This window comes from Flavobacterium sp. AC274 (assembly GCF_979258275.1).
Window position 1 is genome coordinate 2,111,576 of record NZ_OZ409852.1, and the last position, 15,570, is coordinate 2,127,145.

Annotated in this window: 17 protein-coding genes; 8 read left to right on the plus strand and 9 right to left on the minus strand. The window is 31.8% G+C overall.

Translation table 11 applies throughout. The features are described 5' to 3' along the window. Positions 1 to 76 precede the first annotated feature (76 nt). Positions 77 to 2,041, minus strand: coding sequence for a KUP/HAK/KT family potassium transporter (locus ACZZZT_RS09890; RefSeq protein WP_463460232.1), 1,965 nt, complete (start codon positions 2,039 to 2,041; stop codon positions 77 to 79). Between the two features lie 131 nt (positions 2,042 to 2,172). Beyond that, entirely contained in the window at positions 2,173 to 3,462 is a 1,290-nt protein-coding gene (locus ACZZZT_RS09895) for a hypothetical protein (protein WP_463460233.1), read from the minus strand. 201 nt (positions 3,463 to 3,663) lie between these two features. Here ACZZZT_RS09895 and ACZZZT_RS09900 point away from each other — a divergent pair, with 201 nt between their 5' ends. Further along, positions 3,664 to 4,644 carry a WD40/YVTN/BNR-like repeat-containing protein gene (locus ACZZZT_RS09900; RefSeq protein ID WP_463460234.1) on the plus strand — a complete coding sequence of 327 codons (981 nt, stop codon included), beginning with the start codon at positions 3,664 to 3,666 and terminating at the stop codon, positions 4,642 to 4,644. Between the two features lie 327 nt (positions 4,645 to 4,971). Here the strand turns inward: ACZZZT_RS09900 and ACZZZT_RS09905 are convergent, their stop codons facing one another. The 5 genes from ACZZZT_RS09905 to ACZZZT_RS09925 form a co-directional block, all read right to left on the minus strand. After that, the gene (locus ACZZZT_RS09905) at positions 4,972 to 5,139 is read right to left on the minus strand and encodes a hypothetical protein (RefSeq protein WP_463460235.1); all 168 of its coding nucleotides are present in this window, start codon (positions 5,137 to 5,139) and stop codon (positions 4,972 to 4,974) included. Between the two features lie 221 nt (positions 5,140 to 5,360). Next, positions 5,361 to 5,777 carry a hypothetical protein gene (locus tag ACZZZT_RS09910; RefSeq protein ID WP_463460236.1) on the minus strand — a complete coding sequence of 139 codons (417 nt, stop codon included), beginning with the start codon at positions 5,775 to 5,777 and terminating at the stop codon, positions 5,361 to 5,363. A gap of 5 nt (positions 5,778 to 5,782) precedes the next feature. After that, the gene (locus tag ACZZZT_RS09915; protein WP_463460237.1) at positions 5,783 to 6,352 is read right to left on the minus strand and encodes an RNA polymerase sigma factor; all 570 of its coding nucleotides are present in this window, start codon (positions 6,350 to 6,352) and stop codon (positions 5,783 to 5,785) included. A 64-nt stretch (positions 6,353 to 6,416) separates the two neighbouring features. Then, positions 6,417 to 7,568: an SRPBCC family protein gene (locus ACZZZT_RS09920; RefSeq protein ID WP_463460238.1), complete on the minus strand. Its 1,152-nt coding sequence runs from the start codon at positions 7,566 to 7,568 to the stop codon at positions 6,417 to 6,419. A gap of 191 nt (positions 7,569 to 7,759) precedes the next feature. Next, positions 7,760 to 7,948: a hypothetical protein gene (locus ACZZZT_RS09925; RefSeq protein ID WP_042563119.1), complete on the minus strand. Its 189-nt coding sequence runs from the start codon at positions 7,946 to 7,948 to the stop codon at positions 7,760 to 7,762. 82 nt (positions 7,949 to 8,030) lie between these two features. On the opposite strand from ACZZZT_RS09925, the gene ACZZZT_RS09930 reads away from it, so the two are divergent. Continuing rightward, the gene (locus ACZZZT_RS09930) at positions 8,031 to 8,411 is read left to right on the plus strand and encodes a pyrophosphohydrolase domain-containing protein (RefSeq protein WP_463460239.1); all 381 of its coding nucleotides are present in this window, start codon (positions 8,031 to 8,033) and stop codon (positions 8,409 to 8,411) included. A 248-nt stretch (positions 8,412 to 8,659) separates the two neighbouring features. On the opposite strand, the gene ACZZZT_RS09935 is transcribed toward ACZZZT_RS09930, so the two are convergent. Then, complete coding sequence (locus ACZZZT_RS09935; RefSeq protein WP_463460240.1) at positions 8,660 to 9,730, minus strand: branched-chain amino acid aminotransferase; 1,071 nt, start codon at positions 9,728 to 9,730, stop codon at positions 8,660 to 8,662. Positions 9,731 to 10,038: 308 nt separating this feature from the next. On the opposite strand from ACZZZT_RS09935, the gene mnmC2 reads away from it, so the two are divergent. Continuing rightward, entirely contained in the window at positions 10,039 to 10,704 is a 666-nt protein-coding gene (mnmC2, locus tag ACZZZT_RS09940; RefSeq protein WP_463460241.1) for a tRNA (5-methylaminomethyl-2-thiouridine)(34)-methyltransferase MnmC2, read from the plus strand. 165 nt (positions 10,705 to 10,869) lie between these two features. Then, positions 10,870 to 11,067 (plus strand): hypothetical protein, encoded by a 198-nt coding sequence (locus ACZZZT_RS09945; protein ID WP_042563115.1) that lies wholly within the window; start codon positions 10,870 to 10,872, stop codon positions 11,065 to 11,067. A 31-nt stretch (positions 11,068 to 11,098) separates the two neighbouring features. Here ACZZZT_RS09945 and ACZZZT_RS09950 read toward each other — a convergent pair whose 3' ends face one another. Then, complete coding sequence (locus ACZZZT_RS09950) at positions 11,099 to 12,043, minus strand: LysR substrate-binding domain-containing protein (protein WP_073395279.1); 945 nt, start codon at positions 12,041 to 12,043, stop codon at positions 11,099 to 11,101. Positions 12,044 to 12,151: 108 nt separating this feature from the next. Here ACZZZT_RS09950 and ACZZZT_RS09955 point away from each other — a divergent pair, with 108 nt between their 5' ends. From ACZZZT_RS09955 to can, 4 genes are all read left to right on the plus strand, one after another. Continuing rightward, positions 12,152 to 12,631 carry a Dps family protein gene (locus ACZZZT_RS09955; protein WP_042563113.1) on the plus strand — a complete coding sequence of 160 codons (480 nt, stop codon included), beginning with the start codon at positions 12,152 to 12,154 and terminating at the stop codon, positions 12,629 to 12,631. A 204-nt stretch (positions 12,632 to 12,835) separates the two neighbouring features. Continuing rightward, the gene (locus tag ACZZZT_RS09960) at positions 12,836 to 13,048 is read left to right on the plus strand and encodes a hypothetical protein (protein ID WP_463460242.1); all 213 of its coding nucleotides are present in this window, start codon (positions 12,836 to 12,838) and stop codon (positions 13,046 to 13,048) included. 53 nt (positions 13,049 to 13,101) lie between these two features. Then, positions 13,102 to 14,775 (plus strand): SulP family inorganic anion transporter, encoded by a 1,674-nt coding sequence (locus ACZZZT_RS09965; RefSeq protein ID WP_463460243.1) that lies wholly within the window; start codon positions 13,102 to 13,104, stop codon positions 14,773 to 14,775. 127 nt (positions 14,776 to 14,902) lie between these two features. Beyond that, positions 14,903 to 15,541: a carbonate dehydratase gene (gene can / locus ACZZZT_RS09970; protein ID WP_042563110.1), complete on the plus strand. Its 639-nt coding sequence runs from the start codon at positions 14,903 to 14,905 to the stop codon at positions 15,539 to 15,541. Positions 15,542 to 15,570 lie beyond the last annotated feature (29 nt).

The following is a 15,570-nucleotide window of genomic DNA, read 5'->3' on the forward strand; positions in this document are numbered from 1 at the left end:
CAACTTTCATTAAAAAGAAAAAAACACTCTAATAAAGTTTAAAAGAGTGTTTTCTGAATTTATTTTGAAATAACTTTTATTTTATAATTCTCGTTAATCCAATATTTTCCGGAGCATGAAGCACCATTGGGAATTTCTCTATTTTTACAGAACTACTATCTAAACCGAAAGCTCTTTCTTCAGACAAACTTAATTTTTTAATGAAGAAATAAGAGTTCATGATAATATTCTCGTGCCATCTTAAATCATTGTCGTTTGATAAGAACTTCTCAGACAATACAAATTTAAAGTCTCCAATAATATTGTTTTTATTTAATGATTCGTAACGACTTGTAATATCTACTTCGCCATTTTTTACCATATCTCTAATTACTTCACGAAACATCAAATTGATTTTTGTTGGCTCTCTAAAACCTAAATTAAAATCAACTCTGTAAATATCGTCTTTTGCAATTTCAGTTACTTTGTATTGTGTTTTGTATGGTTCAGTTAAAATATTTACATGTACAAACCAATAAATGTCAGCTCTTTTAGGACGTTTTTGTAATATAGAATACATTACTTTTTGTTCTAATTCGTCAACACGATTGGCATTGGTCATGTAAACTAAATGCGTAGCATATTTTGGTATCGATAAATCTTTGCTTAGCTCAACTAGTACTTTTTTGTAATCGTCAATCTTAACGATTTTGGTGTAGTTTTTATTGATTTTCTTAGCCAGATACCAAATGGTCATGATCGAAATCAAAATTGCTGCTATGATTAAAGTTACGTAACCACCTTCGGCAAATTTGGTAACATTGGCAATCAAAAAGCTAAATTCGATCAATAAATAAACGGTTATTAACGGAACCATGAAATACAATTTTATTCTTTTCATGATTAAGTAATAATTCAGCAAAATAGTAGTCATGATCATACATAACACGATCGCTAAACCGTAGGCATGCTCCATATTACTAGATTTTTCGAAGTGAAGAACGATTCCCACACAACCAAAAAACAATAACCAGTTAATCGACGGAATGTACAATTGTCCTTTTACTTCAGTAGGATATTTGATTTTTACTTTAGGCCAGAAATTCAATCTCATTGCCTCGTTAATCAAAGTAAACGATCCGCTAATTAAAGCTTGAGATGCAATTACAGCTGCCAAAGTTGCTATAATAATTCCCACAGGCTGAAACCAGTCCGGCATGATTAAGTAAAACGGATTTCCGTTTTCTCCGCCCAAAGTCTGTAAAGTTTGACCTTCATGGTGAATTAAATAAGCTGCCTGACCAAAGTAGTTTAATACTAAAGTTAGTTTTACAAAAATCCAGCTTATTCTAATGTTTTTTCTTCCGCAGTGTCCCATGTCTGAGTACAAAGCTTCGGCTCCGGTTGTACATAAAAATACTAGCCCAAGAACGAAAAATCCTTCTGGGTGTACTTGCAGTAAATGATAAGCATAATACGGGTTAATGGCTTTTATAACTTCGACATGTTGCGCAATTTGAATAACTCCTAAAGTTCCCAGCATGGTAAACCAAATTAACATCATTGGTGCGAAAAATTTACCAACTAGTTTAGTTCCAAATTGTTGAATTGTAAATAAAACAAATAAAATTCCGATAACGATTGGAATAGTATTTATTTCAGGATAGTATGTTTTTATTCCTTCTATAGCAGATGATACTGAGATGGGCGGTGTAATAATTCCGTCTGCCAGCAAGGCGCTACCACCTATAATTGCAGGAACAATAAGCCACTGAATTTTTGTTTTTTTGACTAATGCATATAAAGCAAAAATACCACCTTCGCCATGATTGTCAGCGCTTAAGGTAATAAGTACATATTTTATAGTAGTTTGTAATGTTAATGTCCAAAAAACACATGAAATACCTCCTAAAACGATATCCGCAGTAATAGCATGCTCGCCAAGGATGGCTTTCATTACATACAATGGAGATGTACCAATATCTCCATAAATAATTCCTAGTGTGATTAATAAACCCCCAATAGACAACTTACTGTGTAAGTTTTTATGTGCTGCGCTCATGTATATTTTTATAAAAGACGGTTGCAAATTTACTGTTTTAAAACAAATTAGCGGTAATTAAAATTAAAAAGATAAAAAAAAGCACAATCGTCAAATTGTGCTTTAATTTTTGATTAAGAAATAAGAATTTATTAACCTCTTCTTCCGCCACCTCTTGATGAGTTAGATCCGCTTTCTCCTCTTTGCGGTTGGCTGCTGCTTCTTGATTCCTGACTTGCTCTTGGAGATTCAGAACGTTGCGTATTTTGAGAGCTTTGTGCTCTTGATGAGTTATTATTAGAACTTGATCTGCTGCTTTCAGAATAGCTTCTGGTTGGCTGCGTCTGTTGAGGCACAGAGGTTGGTCTGCTTGTGTTTGATCTGTTTTCAGAATAACTTCTTGTAGGCTGTGTTTGTTGTGAAGCTGTAGAAGTTCTGTTTGTGTTTGATCTGTTTTCGCTTGAATATCCTCTTGATTCAGTTCTTTGTGTATTATTATCAACTCTTGCAGAATTATTTGGCGTAGCCGAATTATTTCTACTTGCATTACCTCTTTCAGAATTGTAACTTCTGTTTGTATTAGTTCTGTTTTCTGTGTAATTTCTGTTTGTTGTTGTTCTGTTATCAGAACCAGAAACTCTATTAGAATTAGATCTGTTTGTGTTATATGTATTTGAACCTCTGTTTGCTTCTCTGCTTGCAACACGTCTTTGATCTAACTCATAACGGTTGTTTACATTTGAATGTCTTTGAGAGAAACCGTAATTAGGGCGCATTGTTTCATAACCATAACTACGTCTTGTTTGATAGATAACAGGAGCTCTGTAACTTCTACGTGTGTTTACATAGTTGTAATGGTTATTTACGTTGATACAAACATTAACGTTGTTTCTATATCTGTAAATAGGGTAAGGTCTCCAGGCAGAATAATATGTTGGATAAACATTCCAACCCCAAGTTGAATAATATGGTCTGTAATTCGTTACCCAAAATGAAGTGTAAATTACTGGTGCTACACTATAAACAGGCTCGTAAATATAATTATCTCCATATAAATAACTGTTACCCACAACCTGAACAACAACTTTATTAGAATTGTCTCTTTCAATATCTATAGTTGCAATGTCCTGATACACATCACGATCAAGTACAGCCTGAATAATTACAACGTGAGTTCTGTCTTCTACAGATTCTATTACACGTAAATAATCAACCTGGTCATCACCATTTAAGTCAAGGTTTGAAATTTGATATTTAGGATCGTTCAGTCTTCTTTCAAAATCCTGAAGATTGTCTGAGTCCCCAAACATCGATGCCACGGCTCTTAAGTCTAAATTATCGCTTATATCTGAATTTTTTGCATATACAGTAGTTTGGCTTTGTGCTTTACAAGATCCAAAACCTATTGCTATTATCGCTATTAAAAGTAGTTTCGTTTTCATGATAAAATCATATTAAGTTTAATATTGTTGGATATCCAATTACTGTGCCAGAAAAAAATATCAAACCTCTTTTAAATGTTATAAATAATTGTATTTTAGCAATAAAAAAAATCTAATCTATATGAAAAAAGTACTTTTATTTTGCACTCTATTTGTTTTGATGGTGTCTTTTAAAACGCTGAACTTCAATGAGAAAAAGCTTTGTTCGGTGGTTTTACTTCAGTACAAATAGATACTTTATTTAAGGATAAAATTAGTATTAGAGCAATATTAATTGATAAAAATAAAGTGTGGTACGGAGGAGATTATTCTCGCTTTGGCTATTATGATTTAGATAAAAACGAAAAATTTGAAGAACATATTTATCGTGACACTTTAAAATTAGAGTTCAGAAGTATCGCACAAACTTCACAAAATATATATTTATTGAGTGTTGCAAATCCTGCTTTGCTTTACCAGGTTTCTAAAAAAACACAAAAAGTAAAATTAGTTTATAAAGAAATCAATCAGAAAGTTTTTTACGATAGTATGCAATTTTGGAACGATAAAGAAGGTATTGCAATTGGAGATCCGACAGAAGATACATTTTCTATAATTGTTACCCGCGACGGAGGTGAAACATGGACAAAATTATTATCAGATAAATTGCCAACAAACTCGCAAGGAGAGGCGGCTTTTGCAGCAAGTAACACGAATATTGTAATTAATGGAAATGATACATGGCTGGTTTCCGGAGGAAAAAAAGCACGTGTTTTTTACTCTGCCGATAAAGCAAAAACATGGAAAGTTATTGAAACTCCAATCGTGCAGGGAAAGGCAATGACGGGTATTTTTACAGCCGATTTTTATGATTCTAAACACGGATTTATTGCCGGAGGAGATTATGATCTTCCAAACAAAAAATCAAATAATAAAGCTTTTACTGCTGATGGCGGAATGACATGGACATTAATAGGCCAGGATATGGGGTTTGGATACGCTTCTTGTATACAATATGTTCCGGGCGGAAATGGAAAAGAAATTATATGTGTTGGTTCAGAAGGGATACAATACTCTCAAAATGGAGGCGAAAACTGGATGCAGTTATCTACTGATTCCTCTCTGTTTACGATTCGTTTTGTCAATAGAAATACAGCTATTGCTGCAGGTTTTAATAAAGTAATCCGTCTTCGATTTAAATAATAATTGTTATATTTTAACGCAAAGTGCGCTAAGATTTATTTAAGCATATGTTTAGAAAACACAAAGTTCGCAAAGCTAATTAAATAGAAAGCTTTGCGAACTTTGCGTTTTCTAACCCAATCATATTAAAAAATTTTGCGTGCCTTGCGGTTAAAATTACACTTAGATTTACTACTTAAATAAAAATAACAAGACCCCTAAATAATAAAGTAAGTATTATTATATAGGGGCCTTGTCGCTGTTGTTTCTTTTATTCTTTTTTGGCAGCTTTATCGCGATATTGTTTTAGCAATTTGCGGTTAAAGTCATCTTCAGATTTTTTAAGCTTTAGTATTTTTTTGCCGAAAGGACTTTTTTAAGATTTGTCATATATTTTTCACGCAAAAGATATAATTCTTTATCAGTACTTTCTATTTGTGCCAAAAGTGTTGCTGCATCTTTTTCAGATAAAGAATTGATATTATCATCATCTAATTTTCGTAAATATGTTTTCATTTTATCATGACGCAATTCAAATTGTTTGTCATCATAAGTGTTGTAAATCGGCCAGAATTTTTCTGCTTCTGTTGAAGTAAGTTCCAGTTCTGTCGTTAAAAAAGAAACTTTATAAGCTTTTATTTTTTCGCGTTTTTCGTCTTTATCACTTTGTGCATAAAATGAAAAACTTACTAAAAATAGCAGAATCGGTAGTATATTTTTTTCATCTTTTAAGTTTTTTATTCTGAAATTAAATTTTCAATGTTTGGATTTGAAGATAAAATATCTTCCAGTGTTTCCTGTTCAAGAGCAACACTCTTATTAAGTTTGTCTATGTCTTTTGTATCCAATTCTTTAATTAAATCATATTGATTCAAATTAGATTGATAGCTTAAATAGGTTTCTAAAGTAGCTTCGTCAAGTTCTTTTGATGTATTGTTGTAGTTGTTTACTATCGGAATCAATAAGCCTATAAAAACAACAGCAGCGGCAAGTATTGAAAGAACATTTTTACGTTTGTAAATCGGAATTACTTTTACTTCTTTCGTTTCGTTAATTTGCTGTAAAACTTTTGCTGAGAAATCATCAAAATAATCATCCGGAGTTTTAAATCCAGTTGTTATTTTCGGTTCGTTTTCTAATTTAAATGTCTTCATAATGTCTATAAGATATGTTTTATAACAAAAGGTTTAATTTGATGTAACATATAATTCGATTTTTTTACTGCATGATGATAAGATGCTTTGAGTGCCCCAACCGAAGTTCCCAGAATTTCTCCGATTTCTTCGTATTTTAATTCTTGGAAATACTTCATTTTAAATACCAATTGCTGTTTTTCCGGCAATGTTACAATAGCTTTTTGAAGTTTAATCTGAATCTCGTCACCATCAAAATAAGTATCGGCTTTTAAATTGTCGATTGTTTTATTTTGTAAGGCTTCAGATGTTATTCCGTTTAGTTTTGCTTTTTGGCTCAAAAAAGTCAATGCTTCATTGGTCGCAATGCGATACATCCAGGAAAAGAGTTTACTTTCTCCCTTAAAATTTTTTAAATACTGAAAGACCTTCACAAAAGTATTTTGCAAAACGTCATCGGCATCATCATGGTTCAAAACAATGTTTCGAACATGAGAATACAGTGGTTTTTGATAATCAGACACGAGTTTTTGAAACGCAATATTTTGCGTTTTAGGATCTAATAATTGTGCGATAAATTCCTTCTCGTTTGTCAAGCTTTATCATTTAACTTATTAGAATGAATTTAAAACAAAAGGTTTAATCTACCTTTTAATTTTTTTAGAATTCAGATTGCTCTTCTTCTTTTGCAGGTGGAGGCGTAGTTGTTGTAGCTGCTGGTTTTTGTTGTGCTGGTGCCTGTGTTTGGGTTTGCGGTCTGTAAACCGGAGCTTCAACCGGAACTGGAACTACTTTTGGTTTTGTTGGAAAATAAATTTCAGTTACTAATTTCGACGGACTTTTTACATCCAATTTACTAACCGTTAAAATTTCAAGATGCGACCATCCCAATTCAGGAACAATTTTTTCATTGTTTATAAAAGCTCTTGTTTTTACAATTGCCTCATTAGTATGCGAGTAATCGCCCGTTAAAGTGGTTTTTACAGCTTCGAAACTATTTAATTTTCCAGCTAAAATATCACTTCCTGCGCTAATCGAAATCTCTTTATTGATTGGCAAACAAATAGAAATTTTTGCCAAACCTGTTGTTATATCGTAAGTATGATATATAATAAATGGTTTTCCATTATTATGTAATCCGTTAGTCTGGCTAAAATGAATCAGTTTCGGAATTACGACTCTGGCATTTTTATTTACTTTAGAAATTTCACTCGTAAAAGTTTGTTTAATATAAGGAGTCTCTGTTTTTTTAACAACACCATTTACTTTTACAGTAAAAGTTTTAGTTTCGTAATCTAAGTTTTTGTCAATGTTAGCAAGACTTTTTTCATAAATAGTACCAATAACATTATCAGATCCGCCGTTTAAAGCGGTATAGATTTTAAATAAAAAACTCATTGTTCCTTTGGCTTTCCAGGTTACAACAGTTTTACCTGCCAAAGTGTCTTTAAAAGTCCAGTTTACATCCGCTTCTGTATCATCAAACTTCATTTTTTGCTCAATACTTTCCCCGTCTTTTGTTTTAAGTGTAATCGCACTTCCTTTTCCTTCAACACCTTCCCATGAATATGAAGCTCCGTTTCCGATAGTTTTATTTGGAAAAGTCATTCTCATTGAAGGATCTTCCAGAGACCATGATTCAAAATCTTCATAATTTCTAAAATCATTTACATAGTTATAAACTGTAGCTCGGGGTGAATTAATCACCTTGCTTCTTTCAATAGAAAAAATTCCTTTTTGAGTAGCAACAAATACAGTTAGGGCAACTAGAGTTAGTAATAATAATAGAAATAGATATTTTAAAATCTTCATCGTGCAGGTTATTTGGTTCGTAAAGTTATAAATTTTATTACTAGTCTGGCGAATAGCGTAAAAATAAAACGGTACTTTTTAGTTATAATATGATCAATAAAAATATTTAGACAGAACGGTAATAATAAAAACTTAAGTATAAATCTCAGGCTTCTGTCTTTATATTTTAAATATAGAAATAAATTCCGGAATTACCTTTTAAAAAAGATTTTGATGACAAATAAAATCGCAATAAAAAGTAAGAAACCAATTAATACTTTGTAATTTCCTTTGTAAAAAATTTTGTGCAGTGCAAGATCTTTTCGGTAAGCAAAAATCATAACGATTACAAATGCGATAAAAAAACAGACTGCGAATATTAATTGTCCCTGACTAAACATAAGTTGAAATTATTTTTGACAAATTTAGAGAATTGTATATGAATAGTTGCTAATTTGGTACTCCATTTAACTAAATAAAATCATGAAGAAACAAATAGATGCTGTAAAAGAATTTCATACGGCTTTTAAAATAGGACACAGCGAAACACCAATTGCAGATTTGGGCGAAACTAAAAAATACCTTCGTTATAATTTAATGAAAGAAGAAAATGAAGAATATCTCGATGCAGTGCAAAAAAATGATTTAGTCGAAATTGCTGATGCTCTTGGAGATATGATGTATATTTTATGCGGAACAATTATTGAACACGGTTTGCAGGATAAAATTGAAGCTGTTTTTGATGAAATTCAGCGTAGTAATATGAGTAAATTAGGCGAAAACGGACAGCCAATTTACAGAGAAGATGGTAAGGTAATGAAAGGCCCAAATTATTTTAAACCGGATTTTTCGAAACTGTTATAAAAAATCTTGTTGCAAATATTTTAAACACATAGAAACATAGTTTTTTGAAGCTTGAAAAAAGTCGTTTTCACTTGTATTAATACGCATCGCTATGTTTGAGGAACTTGTTTCTTTTTATATTCTTTGTTATGCATATAAAATCTATGTTTCTATGTGTTTAATTTTTTTACATTATAAATAAATAGAATAAAACAGAAAACCCGACAAATTTTAAATCTGTCGGGTTTTTATTTTGAAATATCTTTCGATTATTGAACTTTTACAGTCCAGCCAAAAGTATCTTCAGATAATTTATTTTGAAGATTTGTTAGTTTTTCTTTTAATAAAGAAGCGTATGAATTTTCAATTGGATCCATTTCGTAATAAACATCCTGATAGGAGAATCCTTTAATTACGCTAATTACGGCAGCAGTTCCAGCTCCAAAAATTTCTTTCAAAGATCCGTTTTTAGCAGCTTCTACCAATTCTGAAACAATAACCGGACGAACTTCTACATTTAATCCTTCTTTTTCTGCCATAGCAATTAGACTTTTTCTGGTAACACCATCCAAAATTCTTTCACTTGTTGGAGCAGTCAATAAAGTATCATTAATTCTAAAGAAAACGTTCATTGTTCCTGCTTCTTCCAATTTAGTATGCGTTGCATCATCTGTCCAGATAACCTGTTGGAAACCATCTTTGTTTGCCAAATTAGTTGGGTAAAACTGTGCAGCATAGTTTCCGGCCGCTTTTGCAGCACCAATTCCACCATTTGCAGCTCTACTATAATGTTCAGCAATAATTACTTTTACTTCTCCACCATAATATGATTTTGCAGGAGAAAGTAAAATCATGAATTTATATTCATCAGACGGATTTGCAATAACACCAGGTCCTGTAGCAATCATAAAAGGACGGATATACATACTGCTTCCGTTTCCTCTCTGAATCCATTCCTGATCGATTTTCAATAATTCATTTAAACCTTCCATAAAAATGTCTTCAGGAACTTCAGGCATTGCCATACGAACCGCAGAATTGTTGAAACGTTTGTAGTTTTCATCAGGTCTAAACAACCAAACATCATTGTTTTCATCCTTATAAGCTTTCATTCCTTCAAAAATAGCTTGTCCGTAATGGAAGACTTTTGAAGATGGATCCATTAAAATAGGAGCATAAGGCTTAATGACAGGATTTTGCCACTCTCCATTTTTAAAATCACATTCAAATAAATGGTCTGTAAAAACAGCACCAAAGCTTAAGTTTTCAAAGTCTACTGCGCTTATTTTAGACGAAGTAGCTTTTCTGATTTCAATTTTGTTTGTTTGAGTTGTACTCATAGTAATGTATGTTTTTTTATGTAATGTTATCTCAATAAAATGAATCTAAAGTGATGATTTGGTGTTAAATAGGTTTTATTCAATGCAAAATTAAGTAAAATTATACAATTTGCTTGGTAAAACTGCATTAATTCCTGTGTTTAATTGAGATTTATTTATCTTATAATAAACGGAAATAAAATACTTAGTTTTATAAAGAATTTATGAAAAAACAATCGAATTTTAAGGCTTTACGCATTTGTTTTGAGTAATTTTGACTAGGAAAATGGATTTTAAACGAATAAAATCCTGCTAGTAATCTCAAAAAAGTGGAAAGAGAAATAATTAAAACGCTAGATGGTTCAACGACAATTCATTTGAAAGAATGGGATGAATGTTACCATTCTAAACATGGCGCAATTCAGGAAGCAAAACACGTATTTATAAAAAATGGACTTTCATTATTTGGTGATAAACCCGTTTCGATTCTTGAAATTGGTTTTGGTACCGGACTTAATGCTTTTATTACTTTTCTGGAAGCAAACCAAAAACAGCAAAATATAGATTATGTAGGGGTAGAAGCATATCCTGTTGATGCAAGTGAAGTTTTAGAAATGAATTATGTGACAGAACTCGGCGCATTGGAATTCGATAACATTTTTGAAAAAATGCATAAATGTGAATGGAATATTAAAACCGAAATTAGCACCTGCTTTTCGTTAACTAAAAGGAAACAATTTTTTGATGAAATAGACGATTATGAAATTTTTGATTTGATTTACTTTGATGCCTTCGGATATCGGGTTCAACCGGAGTTATGGAGTACAGAAATTTTTCAGAAAATGTATAATAGTTTAAAACCAAATGGTGTTTTGGTAACTTATGCTGCCCGAGGAGTTGTTAAAAGGAGCATGATTTCGGTAGGATTTACCGTAGAAAAGTTAGCTGGACCACCAGGAAAACGTGAGATGTTTAGAGCGACTAAAAGCACTTAAATCAGTTATTTAGAATAGTTCTATATTGATTTATGTTTATTAAGAAAACGGTTTCGTTGCTAAAATTTTTAAAAAAATAAGTTAAAAAGCATCTTTATGTGTGATATTTGTTTACATTTGGTGCGAGTTTAGAAATATAAATAACCCCCATATTCATATTTTATTATGTCAAAAATGATGTTTGATTACACGAAATCAATACTTGAGAGAGTAAGTTTCGATCCGATACTTTTCTGTAAAGAACTAGAAAAAGCTATCAAAACGCTGTTACCATACGAAATGGAGCAATTACAAGAGTGGTTATTAAATTTTATTATTGAAAAACCAGAACTAAAACCAAGTTTACTACTCATCAAAGTATAAAAAAAGGAGCCTAATCAGCTCCTTTTTTATTTTATTTCTTTTGATGCAGCGGGCTAATGATTTGTACGTTTTGAAAAACAATTGCGCCTTTTACAACTCCGGCAATTGTAGACCTGAGAGCGTCAATGATTTGCATTTTTAATTCGCTCTTTGGGTAAATTAAACTTACCTCGCGGGCAGGTTTTGGTTCCTTAAAGTTTCGTAGTTTCAGTTTATCGGAATCTTTCAAATCTAAGGTGTGCAAGTACGGAAGTAACGTTGTGCCCAAACCTTCATCGGCTAATTTTATAAGGGTTTCAAAACTTCCGCTTTGAATCTGAAAATTATTTTGTTCTACATCGGTTCCGTTTTTGCATAAATTCAAAATTCCGTCTCTAAAGCAATGTCCATCCTGCAAAAGCAAAATTTCGTTGATGTTTAAATCGGCAACTTCAATTTCGTCCTTTTGAAAATTAGCATGCTGCTCCGGAATATAAGCTACAAACGGTTCGAAGTACAAAACGATTTCCTTAATTTTTTCATCTTCTAATGGAGTGGCGGCAATCGCAGCATCAAGATGTCCGTTTTTTAATTTTACAATAATTTCATCCGTATTTAATTCTTCGATTAAAAGCTTCACTTTTGGATATTTCTTGATAAAATTATTTAAAAACATAGGTAAAAGCGTTGGCATAATCGTCGGAATAATTCCTAAACGAAATTCTCCGCCAATAAAACCTTTTTGCTGTTCTACAATATCTTTAATTCTATCAGCTTCATTTACAATATTTTTGGCCTGATTTACAATCTTTTGACCAATTTCTGTAAGTTGGATTGGTTTTTTTGTTCTGTCGAAAATTAAAATATTCAATTCTTCTTCAATTTTCTGAATCTGCATGCTTAAAGTGGGTTGCGTAACAAAACATTTTTCGGCAGCAAGGGTAAAATTTTTATGTTCGGCTACAGCTAATACATATTGTAATTGAGTTATCGTCATTTTGATAGTAATTTTTGATACAAAAATAAGAAAATATAATTTTTTTTATACTTTTTTTAAAGAACTTCCTCTAAATTTGTAGTAAGTTACTGTAAAAACAATAAAAACATGAAAACAAATATTTTAGGATTACCTGTAAAAGAGTCAGAATTATTAGTAAAAGAGCTAAACGTTTTATTATCAAACTTTCAGGTTTATTATCAAAACTTAAGAGGAATTCACTGGAATATTAGAGGAAAACGTTTCTTTGATTTACACGTAAAATTCGAAGAATTATATACAGATTCACAATTGAAAATTGATATGATTGCCGAAAGAGTCCTGACCATAGGCGGAACTCCGTTGCATACATTTGAAGATTACATTCAAAATAACAAATTAACTGTTGGAAAAAACATTTCAAATGATGAGAAAGCGGTTCATTTAATCGTTAATTCCTTATCTGATTTATTAAAAATTGAAAGAGAAATTCTTAATAAAGCAGCAGAAATTAATGATGAAGGAACAAATTCTATGATGAGTGATTTCATTGCCGAACAGGAAAAAACAATTTGGATGATGAATGCCTGGCTTGAAGAAGAGTTGTAAAAAGCTCTTTATAAATAAATTAGAAACAGAATGGTTAATTAAACATCATTCTGTTTTTTATTTTTGTTAAATTTCTATAAAATTTTACGTTCTTCGCTTTGATTTTATTTGTTTAACGCTATTTTTGCCACAATGAAATTAGTTGCTCGCATATTATTATTCATATTTATTGCTTTCTTATCAACTCCTACAGTAGTAACGTTGATGAAGAAATGTAATAATACGTCTTTATCTTTCAGTTTTTCTGAAGAAGAGCATTCACATAAAGAACTTAAAGCAACTGTTCATCCGGCAATAATTCAACATGAAGTTTTATTGCCCGCTTATATTGAAAAAAGAACAATAGTTTCTGAAAATATTGCCAAACTTGATAATATTTCTCAGAGCATTTTTGCTCCACCTCCCAACTTGTCATAATACTTCCGATTATTTAAAAAACTGTATTCTATCATAAATACAGTAGATCTTTTATGTATCAATTATTAGTATTGTATTATGTCAAAAAAATTAATCTTTTTGCCAACCTTAAATCTGATTTTGCTTCAGGTTTAGTGGTTTTTTTGGTGGCTCTTCCGTTGTGTTTAGGTATTGCAATGGCTTCTGGAGCGCCTTTATTTTCTGGAATTATCGCAGGTGTTATTGGTGGTATTGTGGTTGGGTTTTTAAGCCAGTCACATGTTAGTGTATCTGGTCCCGCAGCTGGTTTAACAGCTATAGTTTTAACCGCAATCACTGATTTTGGTGCCTTCGATGTATTTTTAATGTCTGTTTTTATTGCCGGGGCAATTCAGTTAGCATTAGGATTTTTAAAAGCCGGAAGTATTTCAAATTATTTTCCAACCAATGTTATCGAAGGAATGTTAGCAGGTATTGGTATCATTATCATCCTAAAACAAATTCCGCATGCTTTTGGTTACGATGCTGATTTTGAAGGCGATCAGGCATTTATTCAAAATGATGGAAGCAATTCATTTTCATTTTTATTCGATGTTATCAATCATATTCAGTTAGGAGCAGTGGTTATTTCATTAATTTCGCTGGCGATTTTAATTTCCTGGGATAAAGTTCCTTTCTTAAAGCGATTAAAATTAGTTCCGGGTGCGCTTATTGCTGTTATTTTAGGAGTAGTCTTAAATGAAATTTTTATTGCTACCGGAAGCTCTTTGGCGATAGCAAAAGAACATTTGGTTTCTTTACCGGTTCCAAAATCTTTTGATGAATTTAAATCTATTATAGTTACACCAAATTTTTCTGCAGTAACAAATCCACAGGTTTGGGTTGTTGGTGTTACCATTGCTATTGTTGCTTCTATCGAAACTTTATTGTGTATTGAGGCTTCAGATAGAATGGACGTTCAAAAACGTTATACTGATACCAATGTTGAACTTAGAGCTCAGGGAATTGGTAATATAGTAAGTTCACTTTTAGGAGGTTTGCCAATGACATCTGTTGTGGTAAGATCTTCAGCAAATAACAATGCCGGGGCAAAATCTAAAATGTCGGCAATTATTCACGGTGTACTTTTATTAGTAAGTGTTTTGTCTATTCCGGCACTTTTAAACAAAATTCCGTTGGCTACTTTAGCAACTGTTTTGATTTTAGTTGGATATAAATTAGCAAAACCTGCAACGTTTTTCCATTTCTGGGAAAAAGGAAAATATCAGTTTGTGCCCTTTATTGCCACTTTGGTATTTGTTGTTGCAACAGATTTATTAAAAGGTGTGGCATTAGGAATCATCATCAGTATTATTTTTGTATTGAGAGGAAACCTGAAAAGAGCCTACAGCTTTAAAAAGGAAGAATACGAAGACGGAGATGTTATTCATATCGATTTGGCGCAGGAAGTTTCATTTTTAAACAAAGCGGCAATTAAATTAACATTGAGTGAAATTCCTGAAAATTCAAAAGTAATCATCAATGCGCATGATACGGAATATATTGCTCATGATGTTCTTGATTTAATTCGCGAGTTTAAAGAAACACGTGCAATTGACGAAAATATTAAGGTGAAACTGAAAGGTTTCAAAAAAGCGTATGAATTAGAAAATACGCCTGATAATAACAATCACGTTTCGATAGAACATTATTATGATGTTGCAAAAAGAGCGCTGGTTAAGAAAGAAGTTACAAAAGAACAATTTTAAAACAATTAAATAAATTTTAGGTATTTCTAAAGTGAAGAAATATCAGAATTTAGGTAACTTTACAAAAAAGTAGTCTTTATTGATATTTTTAGACACTATAAATGCCATTATAAAATAGTAATACATTATGAGAGAATTTTATCAAAAATTATTAGACAACAATAAAGAATGGGTTGAAAAATCATTAGCATTAGACCCAAATTATTTCGCAGATTTAGCAAAAGGACAAACACCGCCATTATTATGGATTGGATGTTCTGACAGCCGCGTTCCTGCAAACGAAATTATTGGTGCTAAACCGGGTGAAGTTTTTGTACACAGAAATATTGCCAACATGGTCGTACACTCTGATATGAATATGCTAAGTGTTTTGGATTATGCAGTAAATGTTTTGAAAGTAAAACACGTTATTGTTTGCGGACATTACGGTTGTGGTGGTGTAAAAGCTGCAATGGGAAATATGTCTGTTGGAATTATTGATAACTGGATTCGTCATATTAAAGATGAATATCGTTTACATGATAAATATTTAAATTCAATTGAAGATGAAACAGAGCGTTTTAATGCTTTTGTTGAAATTAATGCTAAAGAACAAGTTTACAACTTAGCCAAAACATCAATTGTACAAGGTGCCTGGAAAAACGGTCAGGATTTAATGCTTCACGGATGGGTTTACGGTTTAAATTCTGGTTTTGTAACCGATTTAAATGTAAATATTGCTTCGAATGATGAATTAGACGAAGTTTACCAGCTTAGTAATTTATAAGAAATAAAAAATCGCCTCAAAAGGGCGAT